13 protein-coding genes are annotated in these 14,975 nt (G+C 69.4%); 7 read left to right on the top strand and 6 right to left on the bottom strand.

Annotation, left to right across the window (positions count from 1 at the left end; translation table 11 throughout):
• Nucleotides 1-51 precede the first annotated feature (51 nt).
• The 3 genes from ACR4XJ_RS09375 to ACR4XJ_RS09385 all read left to right on the top strand — a co-directional run bounded on the left by ACR4XJ_RS09375 (nt 52) and on the right by ACR4XJ_RS09385 (nt 3,442).
• Nucleotides 52-510: a FecR family protein gene (locus tag ACR4XJ_RS09375; protein ID WP_434754974.1), complete on the top strand. Its 459-nt coding sequence runs from the start codon at nt 52-54 to the stop codon at nt 508-510.
• 9 nt (nt 511-519) lie between these two features.
• Nucleotides 520-1,104 carry an OmpA family protein gene (locus ACR4XJ_RS09380; protein ID WP_434754975.1) on the top strand — a complete coding sequence of 195 codons (585 nt, stop codon included), beginning with the start codon at nt 520-522 and terminating at the stop codon, nt 1,102-1,104.
• Between the two features lie 274 nt (nt 1,105-1,378).
• A complete protein-coding gene (locus tag ACR4XJ_RS09385; protein WP_434754976.1) occupies nt 1,379-3,442 on the top strand; it encodes a CHASE2 domain-containing protein in 2,064 nt (687 codons plus the stop codon).
• 228 nt (nt 3,443-3,670) lie between these two features.
• Here the strand turns inward: ACR4XJ_RS09385 and aroC are convergent, their stop codons facing one another.
• The 3 genes from aroC to aroL all read right to left on the bottom strand — a co-directional run bounded on the left by aroC (nt 3,671) and on the right by aroL (nt 5,938).
• Complete coding sequence (gene aroC / locus ACR4XJ_RS09390; RefSeq protein ID WP_434754977.1) at nt 3,671-4,732, bottom strand: chorismate synthase; 1,062 nt, start codon at nt 4,730-4,732, stop codon at nt 3,671-3,673.
• Nucleotides 4,733-4,778: 46 nt separating this feature from the next.
• Entirely contained in the window at nt 4,779-5,201 is a 423-nt protein-coding gene (locus tag ACR4XJ_RS09395) for a universal stress protein (protein ID WP_434754978.1), read from the bottom strand.
• A gap of 203 nt (nt 5,202-5,404) precedes the next feature.
• A complete protein-coding gene (aroL, locus tag ACR4XJ_RS09400) occupies nt 5,405-5,938 on the bottom strand; it encodes a shikimate kinase AroL (protein ID WP_434754979.1) in 534 nt (177 codons plus the stop codon).
• Nucleotides 5,939-6,301: 363 nt separating this feature from the next.
• On the opposite strand from aroL, the gene ACR4XJ_RS09405 reads away from it, so the two are divergent.
• The 4 genes from ACR4XJ_RS09405 (at nt 6,302) to ACR4XJ_RS09420 (ending at nt 10,914) form a co-directional block, all read left to right on the top strand.
• The gene (locus tag ACR4XJ_RS09405; protein ID WP_434754980.1) at nt 6,302-7,486 is read left to right on the top strand and encodes an aminotransferase class I/II-fold pyridoxal phosphate-dependent enzyme; all 1,185 of its coding nucleotides are present in this window, start codon (nt 6,302-6,304) and stop codon (nt 7,484-7,486) included.
• 31 nt (nt 7,487-7,517) lie between these two features.
• The gene (locus ACR4XJ_RS09410) at nt 7,518-8,834 is read left to right on the top strand and encodes a homoserine dehydrogenase (protein WP_434754981.1); all 1,317 of its coding nucleotides are present in this window, start codon (nt 7,518-7,520) and stop codon (nt 8,832-8,834) included.
• A gap of 390 nt (nt 8,835-9,224) precedes the next feature.
• A complete protein-coding gene (locus ACR4XJ_RS09415) occupies nt 9,225-10,469 on the top strand; it encodes a phosphoglycerate mutase (RefSeq protein ID WP_434754982.1) in 1,245 nt (414 codons plus the stop codon).
• A 154-nt stretch (nt 10,470-10,623) separates the two neighbouring features.
• Nucleotides 10,624-10,914, top strand: coding sequence for an Ada metal-binding domain-containing protein (locus ACR4XJ_RS09420; RefSeq protein WP_434754983.1), 291 nt, complete (start codon nt 10,624-10,626; stop codon nt 10,912-10,914).
• A 23-nt stretch (nt 10,915-10,937) separates the two neighbouring features.
• Here ACR4XJ_RS09420 and ACR4XJ_RS09425 read toward each other — a convergent pair whose 3' ends face one another.
• Genes ACR4XJ_RS09425 through ACR4XJ_RS09435 form a run of 3 tightly spaced genes read right to left on the bottom strand, consistent with a single transcriptional unit; the run spans nt 10,938 to nt 14,375 of the window.
• Complete coding sequence (locus tag ACR4XJ_RS09425) at nt 10,938-11,375, bottom strand: HMA2 domain-containing protein (protein WP_434754984.1); 438 nt, start codon at nt 11,373-11,375, stop codon at nt 10,938-10,940.
• A 51-nt stretch (nt 11,376-11,426) separates the two neighbouring features.
• Nucleotides 11,427-14,042, bottom strand: coding sequence for a heavy metal translocating P-type ATPase (locus ACR4XJ_RS09430; protein ID WP_434754985.1), 2,616 nt, complete (start codon nt 14,040-14,042; stop codon nt 11,427-11,429).
• A 51-nt stretch (nt 14,043-14,093) separates the two neighbouring features.
• Nucleotides 14,094-14,375: a hypothetical protein gene (locus ACR4XJ_RS09435; protein ID WP_333506971.1), complete on the bottom strand. Its 282-nt coding sequence runs from the start codon at nt 14,373-14,375 to the stop codon at nt 14,094-14,096.
• Between the last annotated feature and the right edge of the window lie 600 nt (nt 14,376-14,975).

Consider the following 14,975-nt stretch of genomic DNA (forward strand, 5'->3'; position numbering starts at 1 on the left):
CCGTACCGGCCGCATATGGCGGGCGGTTCACCGCCACATCGGGGGGATACCATGCGCATTACACGCCTGCTCGTTCGCGCGCCACTGGCACTGCTGGCCCTGGGCCTTGTCCTCTGTGCATCCGTCACATGGGCGGAAACACCCGCCGCCAACTTCCGCTCCGTATCCGGCGCCGTCACCGTGGAGCGCACGGGCAGCCTCATCCGGCCCGCTCCGGGCGACCCGTTGCAGGTGGGCGACATCCTGCGCACCGGCCCGGACGGCAAGGCCGGGGTCAGCTTTCAGGACGGCTCGCGCATCGCCGTGGGGCCGGACTCGGAGCTGACGGTGCAGTCCTACCGCTTCGTGCCACTGGAAAAGGATTACGACTTCGACGTGTACATGCAGCGCGGCGAGGCGGCCTATTCCTCCGGCAGGCTGGCCAAGCTGGCCCCCGAGGCCGTCCGCTTCCGCACGCCGCAGGCCGCCGTGGGCGTTCGCGGCACCCGCTTCCTCATCCGCGCCGAATAGGGGGACGTCATGCGCACGTTGTTTTCCATCCTTCTGCTGTGTCTCATGCTGGGGGCCTGCGCGCCCAAGACCACCGTGGTGCTGGTGCCCGACGACGACGGCAGCGTGGGCCGGGTGGTGGTGAAGGCGGGCGGGGCCGAACAGCCCCTGGCCGCCGCCAACGAATCCACCCAGGTGACCGACAAGCCCGCCGCGCCCAAGGTGATGTCCCATCAAGAGGTGGACCGCCTGTTCGGGCGCACCGTGGCCGTCATGCCGGAACCGCCCAAGAGCTTCCTGCTGTATTTTCCCACCGGCTCCACCGCGCCGGACCCCGCCTCGCTGCCGGCGCTGGACGAGGCTGCCGCCGACATCAAGCGGCGCGCCGTGCGCAACGTTTCGGTCATCGGCCACAGCGACAGCGCGGGCGACCCGGCCGCCAACCAGAAACTGTCCATGGCGCGGGCCGACGCCATCCGCCGCATGCTCGAAACGCGCGGCGTGTCCGGCGACGTCATGGCGCTTTCCGGCCACGGCGCCAACGACCCGCTGGTGCCCACGGCCCCCGGCGTGGCCGAGGCCAAAAACCGGCGCGTGGAAATCCTGGTCCGCTAGGGGCTGTTTCCAAATTAGGACTTTCGTTCGCTGGCAAGGAAAACGAGCCTGCCATGAGGGAGTATACTCTTACCGTATTCGACCGAGCCTTAGCCGTTGGTGAGCGAAGCGAACCTTACGGATAAGGACAGCAGAGCCATGGCAGACGAAGTTTGACGCAGCCAACGGGCGAAAGGACAATTTAGAAACAGCCCCTTGGGGCTGGCCCACGGACGCGGCCCGCCCCGAGAAGGCCCGCCCCGCCCCCGTTCCGGCGCACGCACAAGGAGCGCCCATGTCCCCAACCGCCAAACCCGTGCCCGGCCCGGTCGCCATCCCGCGCGGGCGGCTGGTGGCCGCCGTCACCGTGGCGGGGCTGCTGCTGACCGCGCTGTTCTGCCTGGCGGAGCCTGGTCTGGTGCGGCTTGCGGACAACCGCATTCTCGACGGCCTGACCAGACATATGGCCCAGGGCCCCGCACCGGACCGGGTGGTCATCGTGGACATCGACGAGGAAAGCCTGTCCGCGGCGGGCCAGTGGCCGTGGCCGCGCTACCTCACGGGGGGCATCGTGCGGCGCGTGGCCGCCGCCCGCCCCCTGGGGGTGGGCGTGGACATCCTGTTCTCCGAGCCGGACCGCACCTCCATCGCCACCATCCGCGGCGCTTTCCGGCGCGACTTCGGGCTGGACATCGCCATCACCGGCGTGCCGCGCAGCATGGAGGACAACGACGCCTACTTCGGCAGCGTGCTGGCCGGAGCCGAGGCCGTGGGCGCGGTGATGCACCTGTTCGACCTCGTCACCCCCGACCCCGAAAACCTGCCGCGCCCGGTGCGCGTGACCGGCGAGACCACGGCCATCGAACCGGCCGAGGCCACGGGCATCCTGTGCAATGTCGGCCCCATCCAGGCGGGGGTTGCCTCGTCCGGGTTCATCAACGTGGAAAAGGACGAGGACGGCAGCATCCGCCGCGTGCCCCTGCTGCACCGCTTTCAGGGGCAGTACTACCCCAGCCTGGCGCTTGCCCTGTTCATGCAGGCCCGCAACCTGCGGCAACTGCGCGTGGAAACGGATGTGCTGGGGCCGGTGCTGGTGGCGGGCGATGCGCGCATACCCGTGGACCGGATGGCTCGCATGCGCCTGCGCTTCGACGGGGGCGCGCGGGCGCACCGGTTCGTGCCGGCGGCCGACGTGCTGCGCGGCGCGCACGACCCGGCCCTGTTCGAGGAACGCATGGTCATCATGGGGTCCAGCGCGGCGCGGCTCAACGACCTGCACCACACCCCGGTGTCGGCCAACTACCCCGGCACCGAGGTGCACGCCGTGGCCCTGGACAACCTGTTCGACGGCAACCACCTGCGCGACCCCGCGCACGCCGCAGCGTACCGGTTCATTCCGGCGGCGCTGGTCACCGTGCTGGCGGGACTGCTGTTCCTGCGAGCCGGGCCGTTGCAGGCGGGCGGCGCCACGCTGGCCGTGGCCATGGTCATGCCCGCCGTGGGGTTCGCGCTGTTCCTGTGGCGGGGCATCGCCGTGCCCATGGCCGCGCCGGTCATGGCCGCGCTGGCGCAGGGGGCGCTGCTTTCGCTGGCGCTGTACGCGCGGGAACAGCGCATGGCCTATGTGCGGCTGTGCCAGTTGAACCACGCCCGGCAGATGACCCTGGAATCCATGACCGCCGTGGCCGAAAGCCGCGACGAGGTCAGCGGCGCGCACATCAAGCGCACCCAGCACTACGTGCGGGCGCTGGCCGAGGCCCTGCGCGACATCGGACGGGGGGGCGGCAGGGAGACCTACCCCCAACTGACCGAGGACTACATCGAACTGCTGTTCCACTCCGCGCCGCTGCACGACGTGGGCAAGGTGGCCGTGCCCGACAACGTGCTGTTCAAGCCCGGCAAGCTCACCGACGAGGAATATGCGGTGATCCGCCAGCACGTGCGCCACGGCCGGAACATCATCGCCAACGCCGCGCAAGGCATGGAGGACGACGCCTTCCTGCACCTGGCGGCGGAAATAGCCTGGAGCCACCACGAAAAATGGGACGGCAGCGGCTACATGGAAGGACTTGCGGGCGAGACCATTCCCCTGTCCGGCCGCCTGATGGCCCTGGCCGACGTGTACGACGCGCTGATCTGCGCCCGGCAGTACAAGCCCGCCTTCCCGCACGCCAGGGTGCGCGAGATGATCCTGCAAGGCCGGGGCACCCACTTCGACCCCGCCGTGGTGGACGCCTTCCTGCTGGCCGAAGAGGAATTCAAGACCATCGCCGAAACCTACCGCGACACCGAGCCCAGGCCCGCGCCCGCGACGGGGTTGTCCGGCGCAGAGATGCAGCCGGGCGACCCCAGGCAGTGAGATGCAAAACGCCCACGGCGGACGCTCCTTCCGGAACGTCCGCCGTATTCTTTTTTACTGCACCCAACAGCGGATGACTTTTGCGAAGTTCCCAGATTGAGGAGTTTTGCCTTTCCGGCGAGGAAAACGCGTTTTTTGCGAAGGGAGTGTACTCTTCTCGTACTCGACCGGAGCAAAAAACGCGTTTGACGAAGCCGGAAGGCAAAAGAACCAATCTGGGGGCTTCGCTCAACCCATGCGGCGCTGGAGAAGGAATGCATCCGCCAGCACCAGCGCCGCCATGGCCTTGAGCACCGGCACCACGCGCGGGATGGCGCAGATGTCGTGACGGCCGCCCACGCGCAGCGGCGCGGGCCTGCCGTTGGTGTCGATGGTGATCTGCTCCTGCGCGATGGAGGGGATGGGCTTCACCGCCGCGCGCACCACGATGGGCTGCCCGTTGGAAATGCCGCCCAGAATGCCCCCGGCATGGTTGGTGTGGAAACCGCCGGGGATGATGGGGTCGTTGTTCTCGCTGCCGCGCAGGCGCGCCGCTTCCAGCCCCGCGCCCACCTCCACCGCCTTCACCGCGCCCACGGACATCAGGGCGTGGGCCAGCAGCGCGTCCAGCTTGTCGAACACCGGCTCGCCGAGCCCGGCGGGCACGCCGGTGGCCTCCACCTGCACGATGCCGCCCAGGGTGTCGCCCTCGGCGCGCACGTCGTGGACCAGCGATTCCCAGGCGGGCACCACGTCCGGGTCGGGCGAAAAGAACATCCGCTCCTGCGCTCCGGCCGGGTCCACCACGTCGGCGGGCACCCCGCCGATCTCCACCGTGTACGCGCGCACCGAAATGTCGTGCATGGCCAGCAGGGCCTGGGCCACGGCGCCGCCCGCCACGCGCGACACGGTCTCCCGTCCCGATGCCCGTCCGCCGCCGCGATGGTCGCGCAGGCCGTACTTGGCGTCGTAGGTGATGTCCGCGTGGCCGGGGCGGTACAGCCGGGCCAGGTCGCCGTAGTCGCGCGAACGCTGGTCTTCATTGGCGATGTGGAAGCCGATGGGGGTGCCGGTGGTGACCCCTTCGAACACGCCGGAAAGCAGGCGCACGGTGTCCGGTTCCTTGCGGGCCGTGCCCGCGAGCCCGGCGGCGGCGCTGCCGGGGCGGCGCAGGTCCAGTTCGCGCTGGATGACCGATTCGTCCAGCGGCACCCCGGCGGGGCAGCCGTCCACCACGCCGCCAAGGCCGGGGCCGTGCGATTCGCCGTAGGTGGTCAGCCGGAAGATGCGACCGAAGGTGTTGCCGCTCATGGATGCTCCTGTGAACTGGAAGACATGAAACCGCCCCGGCGGCGGGCTACCGGATGACCATCACCGGGCACGAAGCCATCTGGAGCACCCGGTGGGTGACGCTGCCCAGCAGCAGGCCCTCCAGTTCCGAATGCCCGCGCGAGCCCATGATGATCAGGTCGCAACGCTCGTAGTCGGCGGCGTCCACGATGGCCACCTCCACCTTGCCTTCCAGCACCCGGTCGGCAAAGGGCACGCCGCGCTCGCGCAGCAGGCGGCGGCAGGGTTCCAGCACTTCTTCCGCCTGGGCCACCAGCGAATTGCGGGCCTGGTCGTAGGCCGCCTGGCCGAGGATGGGCGGGATGGACATGCGGCAGATGAGCAGCACCACCTCTGCCCCCACCAGCCTGGCGAAGTCGGCGGCGTATTCCGCCGCGCGCTGCGAGTATTCGGAACCGTCCACGGGAACGAGTATCTTGCGGATCTGCATGGCGACCTCACGGATGAACACGGCAACGGCTGGACAGGACGAACTGGACAGAGCAAACTGAACGGGGCGAAGCACGGGCGAAGGGCACGGCCGCCGCGCGCTGCCATGCCGCGCGGGTGCGCCACTATGCCCCCGTGGGGGCGGGCATGGCAAGAGGGAGCGGGCCGGGCGGAATTGACCGGGCCGCCGGGGTCCGCCGGGGGCTACTCCTCCAGCAGCAGGACCAGACGGTCCACCAGCGCCTGCACGCCGTCCCCGGCGTCCAGCACCGCGTGGGCGCATTCCCGGTACAGGAGTTCGCGCGCGGCCAGCACCCCGGCCACCTCGTCGGCGATGGGCCGCCCGGTCAGCGAGGGGCGTTGCGCGGCCAGCGGGTCGCGCGCAAGGCGTCCGGCCAGCAGTTCCACGCTGCCCCGCAGGTAGACCACCAGACCGCCTTCGCGCAGCATGCGCCGGTTTTCATCCGCCAGCACCATGCCGCCGCCGGTGGCCGCCACCAGGCAGTCCCGGCCAAGGGTGGCGCGCAGGGCTTCCGTTTCGCGCCGCCGGAAGCCTTCCCAGCCCTCGCGCTCCACGATTTGTTCCACGGTCATGCCCGCCGTGGCGACGACCGTGGCGTCGGTATCCTCGAAATTCCATCCGGCGCGGGCGGCCAGGGCCTTGCCCACCGTGGTCTTGCCGCTGGCGCGCGGCCCCACCAGGTACACCCGCCGCGCGTGCTTCATGCCGTGGCTCATTCCGTTCCCCCGCACCGTTCGGGCGACCAGTCCGCACGCATCGCATTCCTGCGTATTGACCGGCATTTCTCTTTTGCAGTACAAACTTCGGACACCGCAACCCACGGAACCTGCGCGGCCTGTCCGGGAAACCTGTCCGGACAAGGCGTCCATCCGGCGCACGCGCAATCTACACACGGCCATTCTCCACCACAAGAGTCATCGGCATGTCCCACCTCGACCGGACCGCTACCATCGCCACCACCGCCGCCGCTACCGCCGCGGCCGCCACCGCGGCAACCGCCGCCCGGTGACGCAGGCTTGCGCCGTTGGTTCGAGGCGGCGCTGCCGCCTCTTTTTGTTTCAACCACGGAGAACTTCGCCATGAACCAGTTTCCGCGCATGCACCGTCTGCCTCCCTACGTCTTCGCGACGGTGAACGAACTGAAGATGCAGTTGCGCCGCCAGAACGTGGACATCGTCGACCTCGGCATGGGCAACCCCGACATGCCCACGCCCCAGCACATCGTGGACAAGCTGGTGGAGGCGTCGTCCAAGGGCGTGAACCATCGCTACTCGGTGTCGCGCGGCATTCCCAACCTGCGCAAGGCCATCTGCGACTGGTACATGCGCCGCTTCGGCGTGTACCTGGACCCGGACACCGAGGCCGTGGCCACCATGGGCGCCAAGGAAGGGCTTTCGCACCTGTCGCTGGCCATGCTCTCGCCCGGCGACGTGGTCTTCGCGCCCGACCCCACCTACCCCATCCACACCTATGCCCCCATCATCGCCGGGGCCGACGTGCGGCGCATTCCCATCGGGCGCGGGCGCGATTTCTTCGAAGACCTGCTGGTGGCCACCCGCCAGACCTGGCCCCAGCCCAAGCTGCTGTTCATCAGCTACCCGCACAACCCCACCTGTGAAATCGCCGCGCCGGAATTCTTCCAGAAGGTCGTGGACTTCGCCAAGGAACACAATATCTACGTCATCCACGACTTCGCCTACGCCGACCTGGCCTTCGACGGGCACATGCCGCCCAGCTTCATGCAGGCCGAAGGCGCCAAGGACGTGGGCGTGGAATTCTTCTCCATGTCCAAAAGCTACTCCATGGCCGGGTGGCGCGTGGGCTTCTGCGTGGGCAACCGCGACCTGGTCTACGCGCTCACCCGCATCAAGAGCTACCTCGACTACGGCATCTTCCAGCCCATCCAGATCGCGGCCACCGTGGCCCTGAACGGCCCGCAGGAATGCGTGACCGACATCGTGGACACCTACCGCAAGCGACGCGACGTGCTCATCGAGGGTCTTGGCCGCGCGGGCTGGGACGTGCCGCCGCCCAAGGGCACCATGTTCGTATGGGCCCAGATTCCCGAGGAATTCCGGTCCATGGGCTCCGTGGAATTCTCCAAGCTGCTGCTCAAGGAAGGCCACGTGGCCGTTTCGCCGGGGCTCGGCTTCGGCGCGCACGGCGACGACCACGTGCGTTTCGCCCTCATCGAGAACGAACACCGTACCAAGCAGGCCATGAAGGGCATCAAGAAGGTGCTCTCCGGGAGGTCGTGTGGATAGCGAAAGCGACAAGCCGGGCGGCAAACGCCCAATGCCCCAGACGCCCCAGAATTCCCAGAGCCCCCAGAGCCGCCTGACCATCGGCATGGCCGGGTTCGGCACCGTGGGCAGCGGCCTTGCCCGCGTGCTGGACGAGAACCGCCAGTGGATCACCGAGCGCACCGGCCGCGAGCTGGTCATCAAGACCATTCTGGTGCGCGACCTGGCCAAGCCGCGCGCCTGGCCCGTGCCGCAGGGCGCAACCCTGACCGCCGATCCGGCAGTCCTCACCGACGACCCGGAAATCGACGTGCTGGTGGAACTGATGGGCGGCATCGCCGCGCCCCACGCCATCATCCAGCGCGCGCTGGAGGCGGGCAAGCACGTGGTCACCGCCAACAAGGCCCTGCTGGCCGAGGACGGCTACGACCTGTACCGCCTGGCCGAGCGGAAGAACGTGGGCCTGCACCACGAGGCCAGCGTGGCCGGGGGCATCCCCATCGTCCAGACGCTGAAGGAAAGCCTGGCGGGCAACCGCATCGGCTCGCTGGTCGGCATCCTGAACGGCACGGCCAACTACATCCTCTCTGAAATGACCAGCAACGGCCTGGACTTCGCCACCGCCCTCGCGCAGGCCCAGGAACTGGGCTACGCCGAGGCCGACCCCACGCTGGACATCGAAGGGCACGACACCGCCCACAAGTTGGTGCTGCTCATCCGCCTGGCCTACGGGCTGGACTACCCCTACGCCGAACTGCCCGTGCAGGGCATTGCGGGCATCGACCGCATGGACATCGAGTTCGCGCGGGAACTGGGCTTCCGCATCAAGCTGCTGGCCCAGGTGCGCGAGGTTGACGGCAGGCTGGAGGCCGGGGTGTTCCCCACCCTGGTCAAGCACACCTTCCTCATCGCGCGGGTGGGCGGCGCGTACAACGCCATCCGACTGGAGGGCAACGCCGTGGGCCCCGTGTTCCTGCACGGCCTTGGCGCGGGCAGCCTGCCCACCGCCAGCGCCGTGCTGGCCGACCTGATGACCGTGGCGCGCGGCGCGGCCCCGCACAATACCGGCTTCCAGCGCCAGGTGCCCCCGCGCGCGGACATCCTGCCCCCGGCCGACGCCGAAAGCAGCTACTACGTGCGCGCCATGGTGCCGGACAACCCCGGCGTGCTGCGCGACCTGGCCGGGGCCATGGCCGACCACTCCATCAGTATCGCCCAGGCCATCCAGAAGGGGCAGGACCAGCGCGGCGTGCCCCTGGTGTTCATGACCCACGCCGCCAGGGCCAGCGCCATCCAGGGCGCCATCGCCCAGGTGCAGGCAGCCGGATTGTTGCTGGCGCCGCCCGTCTGTTACCGGGTGTTGCAGTAAACGGCCAGAACTCGGGCAATTGCATCGTCAAACGGCCCTTTTGACTACGGTCGAGTACAACAAGAGTACACTCCCTCCGTCAAAAGGGCCGTTTTCCTTGCTCTTACCCACGTTCTGACCGTTTACAACGCCAGCCAACTCCACGTGTTTTCAGAGGATGCCTTTCTTCCTTATACTCCGCGCCGGTCTTCCGGCGCGGATGGCTGGTGCGGACACGGTGCACGGGATTACGATTTTTGCCGCCAGACAAGGCGCTTCGACGTTTTTGAGCGCAGCGCACTTTCGTGCGTGAGCATCAAAAACGTTGAAGCAACGCGGTCTGGCGGCAAAAGGCGGATGCCGTCCGCAACGTGACCGCGTTACCCCAAGCCCACCACACATCCCACCGCCATGCACACGTCCCGCATCGTCTGCATCCTCGATGGCATGGCCGACCTGCCGCAGGCCGACGGACAGCCCACCCCGCTGGCCTCCGCCCGCACGCCCACCCTCGACCGCCTTGCCGCCACCGGCGCCGCCGGACTTTGCCAGGTCATCCCCCCCGGTGCGGAAGCCGGTTCCGACGCGGGCATCCCCGCCCTGCTCGGCTACGACCCGCTGCGCCACCCCGCCGCGCGCGGTCCCCTGGAAGCCCTGGCCGCCGGACTGCCCCTTGGTCCCGGCGACACTGCATGGCGCTGCAACGTGGTGGTGCTGGACGCCCGTGGCCGCATCGCCGACCCCGCCGCCACCATGCACCCCGCCACGGAACAGGCCGTGGCCCGCATCGTGCGCGCTGCCTTCCCGGCCCCGGCCCACGCCACAGCCCACGGCGGCGGCTTCCGCTTCACGGTGGTGGAACGGGGTGACGGGCACGCCGCCGCCGAGCCCTTCGCGCCCGCCTCCTTCACTCCCGTTGGACCGCAGGACGTCACCGGCCAAGCCCCCGCCGACGGGCTGCGCAATCTGGCCCGCCACCACCTGGCCCTGCATGCGCGCATCACGGCGGCCAACGCGCACCTTTCCCGGCTGACGGGACCGGACACCCCGCACGGTCTGGCCCTGTGGCCCTGGGGCTGCGGCCCACGGCCCCATCTGCCGCCGTTTTTCGCCCATCGTGCCACCGCCATCCCCGAAACCGCGCCCCATGCACCTTTGAGGGCCGCCATGGTTGCCGCCGTGCCGCTGGCGCGCGGGCTGGCCATGGCCGCCGGGCTCGCCGCACCCGTCATTCCCGGAGCCACCGGCGGCGCGGATACAGACCTTGCCGCCAAGGCCGCCGCCGCCCTCGCCCTGCTGGCCGACCACGCGGTGGTATTCATCCACGTGGAAGGGCCGGACATGTGCGCCCACGCCCGCGATGCCCGCGCCAAATCCGCCCTGCTGGCCCGCATCGACGCGCAACTCGTCGCCCCGCTGCGCGCGGCCCGGCCCGACGCCCTGCTCTGCGTCACCTGCGACCATGTCACCCACTGCGGCGATGGCCGCCACCACCCAGACGCCGTTCCCTTCCTGCTGCACGGGCCGGGCGTCTCTCCCCATCCGGCCGACCGGTTCGACGAGGCCGCCTGCGCGGCCACGGGCCTGTGCATTCCTTCCGGTCCGGCCCTGCTGGACCTGCTCCTGCGGGCCGACACGAACCGGGCTGGCGCGTAGCGCCCACCCCACTGGCGAGAACTTTCCACGCCACCCTTTCCCCGCCGCACGAAAAAGAGGCGCCCCATGGGGACGCCCCTTCTCGCACGCATGCATTCTCAGTCCGTTGCGCGCCTGCCCGCTTCGCGGTAGGGCCACACCAAAGGAGGCACGCATGCGCCCTACGCCGTCACTTTTCCGTTCCGGCCCGTGGCCGCTCGCGGTCCGCGCCGCAGCGGCGGCCCTGCTGACCCTGCTGCTGGCGCTGCCCCTGACGCTGGCCGTCTTTTCCGCACTCCCCACACAGGCCGCGCAGAATGCCGTCTACCACGGCAACGTGCAGTCGCACATTTTCCACCAGCAGGGCTGCACCTACTACGCGTGCAAAGCCTGCACGGCGGTGTTCACCACGCGCAAAGCAGCCCTGGACGCGGGCTTTCGCCCCTGCAAGGTGTGCAAGCCGTAGGACTCCGGCCAGATCGCGCTGGCCTAGGCCATGATGCGCTTGCGGTACGCGTACAGATGGTAGGCGTTGAAGGCCAGGAACAGTCCGCCCGCCACGATGTGCGCCCGCTCGCGCCCGGCCAGCCCGAACAGGATCAGCGCCGCCAGCGATCCGGCCATGCCCCGCTTGGAGATGCGCATGGCCTCGGCCTTGGTCAGGCGGCGGCGGCAGCACGCCTTCTTCGGGGCCGCCTGTTCCTGCGCGGCAAAGGCATCCAGCATCTTGGCCGCTTCCAGCAACTGCTCCTGGGTCACGGCCTCCGGGTCGTATTCCACCAGCAGGCCGCCGGTGCGCGGGTTGGCCGTGGCGGAAAGCACGCCCGGCGTTTCGCGCAGGGTGCCTTCGATGGCGGCGGCCGCCTCCGGATTGCGCAACGCATCACACCGGATGCGCACCCTGCCGTCGATGAAGCTGCTGATCATGATCCACTCCTCCTTGCCGCGCCGGGCGCGGCCGTGCTGCGGATACGTCCGTTATGCCGTGCCGGAATCCTTGGCCTTGCGGGGGCCTTTGGTGGCCTTGCCCGCGCCTTTGCCCCCGCTTTTGGCCTCGCCCTTGTCCGTACCCTTTGCGGGCGTGGCCTTGGCGGACGTAGCAGACTTGGCAGGCTTGGCGGGTTTGGCCGAAGCACGGGAGGAACCGGCCTTGGCCACCGTGGTTCCGGCCTTGGCGGGCTTGGAAGCCGCCGCCGGGGTGGCCCCGGCCGTCACCGCCGTGCCCACGGGCAGGGCCATCACGCCCGGCTTGCGATCCGCGCCGCGCCGTCCTTCCGCGTCGCCGTTGCCCAGCATGGGCCGCATGGCGTTCAGGGCCACCCCCACGGTGGTCAGGTTGTGCAGCAGGGCCAGCATGCCCGGCTGCGCCCGGCCCACCAGGCCCAACGCCATGAAGGCCGAGTTCAGCCCCATGATGGACCCGAAGTTGACGTGGATGCGCCGCAGGGTGGCCTTGGCCAGCCGCCGGGCGGTCAGCAGTTCGGCAAGGTCGTTGCCGGAAAGCACCACGTCGGCCACCTCGCGGGCAAGGTCCGCCCCGTCGCGCAGGGATACGCCCACGTCGGCGGCGGACAGGGCGGGCGAATCGTTGATGCCGTCGCCCACCATGACCACCTTGCCGCCATCGGCCTGCAACTGCCGCACGATGTCGGCCTTGTCCGCGGGCAGCACCTGGGCGCGCCATTCGTCCACGCCCACGGCGGAGGCCACGGCGGCAGCCGTCACCGGCCCGTCGCCGGTCAGCATGATGATGCGCTTCACGCCCTGCCCGCGCAGGCCCTTGACCACGTCGGCGGCCTCGGGGCGTAGCGGGTCCTCGATGCACAGGATGCCCGCCAGCCTGCCGCCCATGGCCAGGTGCAGGATGGAGTAGCCCTTGGCGGCCCATTCGTTGACCACCGGCAGGAATTCGTCCAGGGGCACGCCCTCGTCCTCGTGGACGAAGTGGCGGCTGCCCACCAGCACGCGCTTGCCGCGCAGGCGCGAGGCGATGCCGTGGGCCACCACGTATTCCACCTCGGCGTGTTCCTCCTGGTGGTCCAGCGATTCCTGTTCGGCCTTGCGCACCACGGCGCGGGCCACGGGGTGGGGAAAATGCTCTTCCAGGCACGCGGCCAGGCGCAGCACGTCGTCGCGCCCGTGCCCGTTCAGCGGGATGACCTCGGCCACGCGGGGCCGCGCCTCGGTGAGGGTGCCGGTCTTGTCGAAGACCACGGTGTCGGCTCCGGCAAGACCTTCGATGAACCGGCCGCCCTTGATGAGCACGCCATGGCGCGCACCTTCGCGCATGCCGGTAAGGATGGCCAGGGGCGTGGCCAGGCGGATGGCGCACGAGTAGTCCACCAGCAGCACCGACGCGGCGCGGGCCACGTCGCGGGTGACGGCCCACACCCCCGCCGCCAGCAGGAAGCTGTACGGCACGATGGCGTCGGCCAGGCGTTCCGCCTTGCCCTGCACGTTGGCCTTCAACGCTTCCGACCGCTCGATGAAGCCCACGATCTGGTTGATGCGCGTCTCGGACCCCACGCCGGTGGGCCGGATGTCCAGCCGCCCTTCCTCCACCACGGTGCCCGCGTAGACCGAGGCCCCGGGCCGCCGGGCCACGGCCAGCGGTTCGCCGGTCATGGAGGTCTGGTTGACCATGGCCTCGCCCTCGGCCACCACGCCGTCCACGGGAATGGACGACCCGGCGCGGACAACCACCAGGTCGTCGTCGGCCAGGGCGGAAAGGGGCACCTGCACCTCGGCCTCGCCGCGCTTCACCCACACGGTGTCCACGTCCACGGCCAGGCTTTCGGCCAGGCTTTCGCGCGACTTCTTGCGGGTCCATTCCTCCAGGAATTCGCCCACGGCGAACAGCGCGGTGATCAGCCCCACGGAGCGGAAGTCGCCCCGCACCAGCGAGATGCCCAGGGCCGCGGCGTCCAGCACGTCCACGTTGAGACGGCCGGAGGCCAGCGAGCGGCCCCCCTTGAGCAGGAAGGGCAACGCACGGAAGAAGGCGGAGATCATCCGCACGATGCGCGGCAGGAAGGGGCGCAGGATCAGGTAGCGGATCAGCCCGCTTGCGCCGGGCGTGGCACCGGCCATGGCCAATCCGCCCAGCCCGGCAACGCCAGCCGCACCGGCGGCCCCGTCCATTGCCACGGCGCCCATGCCGTGCAGCCCGGCGGCGAGAACCCCCGGCGGCAGGTGCGCGCCCATGGGGCCGCGCGCCTGGCGGGCCGCACCGGCGGCGCCGCCCGGAATCACGCCATCATGCCGGGCCGCGCCACGCGCGTGCTGCCGGCCGGAGGGACGCCGGGCCTCGGCCACGGGCTTGCCCGAGGCCTTGTCGGCAGCCTTCTTGCCCGCAGACGCGCGCGCGCCACCGGCGACGAAACCGTCCACCACGGCCAGCACCTCGCCCCGCGCGGCGGGGCGGGCGTAACGTACCAGCACGCTGCCGGTACTGGCGGTGGCGTGCGCCTCGGCCACGCCTTCGACGGCCACGATGCGGGCCACCAGGTCGTGCGCCCGATCCTGGGAAAACGAACCGGGGGCGCAACGCAGGCGCATGCGCCCCGGCAGTTCGTGTGCTATGCGATAGTCCATGCGCCTCGTCCGTTACGAGTTTGGTGCGGGTTTGATCCGGGCTCGGCCCGATCAGGCCTTGGCGGCTTCGGCCGCCGCTTCGGGGGTGGCCGTTTCGGCGGTGTCCTTGCGCTGCTTGTGCACGTGTTCGGCTTCGGCCACGATGTCCTCCACGTGCTCGCGCACGGTTTCCGCGTAGGCGGAGGCCTTTTCCTTCAGATCGAAGCCATGGCTCAGCAGGTCGGCCATGGCCGGGCGGATGTCGAACTTGCCCCGGCCCAGCATCACCGCGCCCAGGGCGCCCAGCGCCACGCCGCCCACGAAATACAGCCCGTACTTGAGATTCTCGTTCATTCCCGACTCCTTGTGCTGAGTGCGCCGTCACGCGTCCGGCCATGTCAGGCAATCACCTCCGCCGGCCCGGTGCCGTGCGGGAGTGCCACCTTATTTGATATCGAAAATCACTGTCAACACCCCTTCTCCGCCCCCGCCCTGGCCGATGTCGACCGGATGGGACAGAGGATTTGCCAACGCTAGCACCCGTAACCGGATCGTGACAATCTTTTTCCAATTTTGTGCCTGATTATCACGTTCAACTTCAACACGCCGTCCTCTTTACACAAATAAATCCGGCGTCCTCCAGTGAAGTGAAGGACGCCGGCAAGGGGCATCGGCGGGGCGGATCGCGCCGGTCGGTCAAGCGTGGCTGGCCGGTGGGCCGGGTCGATGCGGATGGTGTTGCGCTAGTGCTTCAGGAGCTTGGTGTACATGAAGTATCCGATCACTCCGAGCACGATGACGCCAACGACAATGGAACCGATATCCGCGAAACTCATGGTGCCTCCTCGGGCCTGGCCCGACAGGATCGGCAGGCGGCTTCCGTCGTCCACCGGGTTTGCGCCGCGCCTTCCCGGAACGGGGACGTGACGGCGCGTTGCTGGACGCCGCCTGGGC

The organism is Nitratidesulfovibrio sp. D1, assembly GCF_051133415.1.
Taxonomy (GTDB): domain Bacteria; phylum Desulfobacterota; class Desulfovibrionia; order Desulfovibrionales; family Desulfovibrionaceae; genus Cupidesulfovibrio.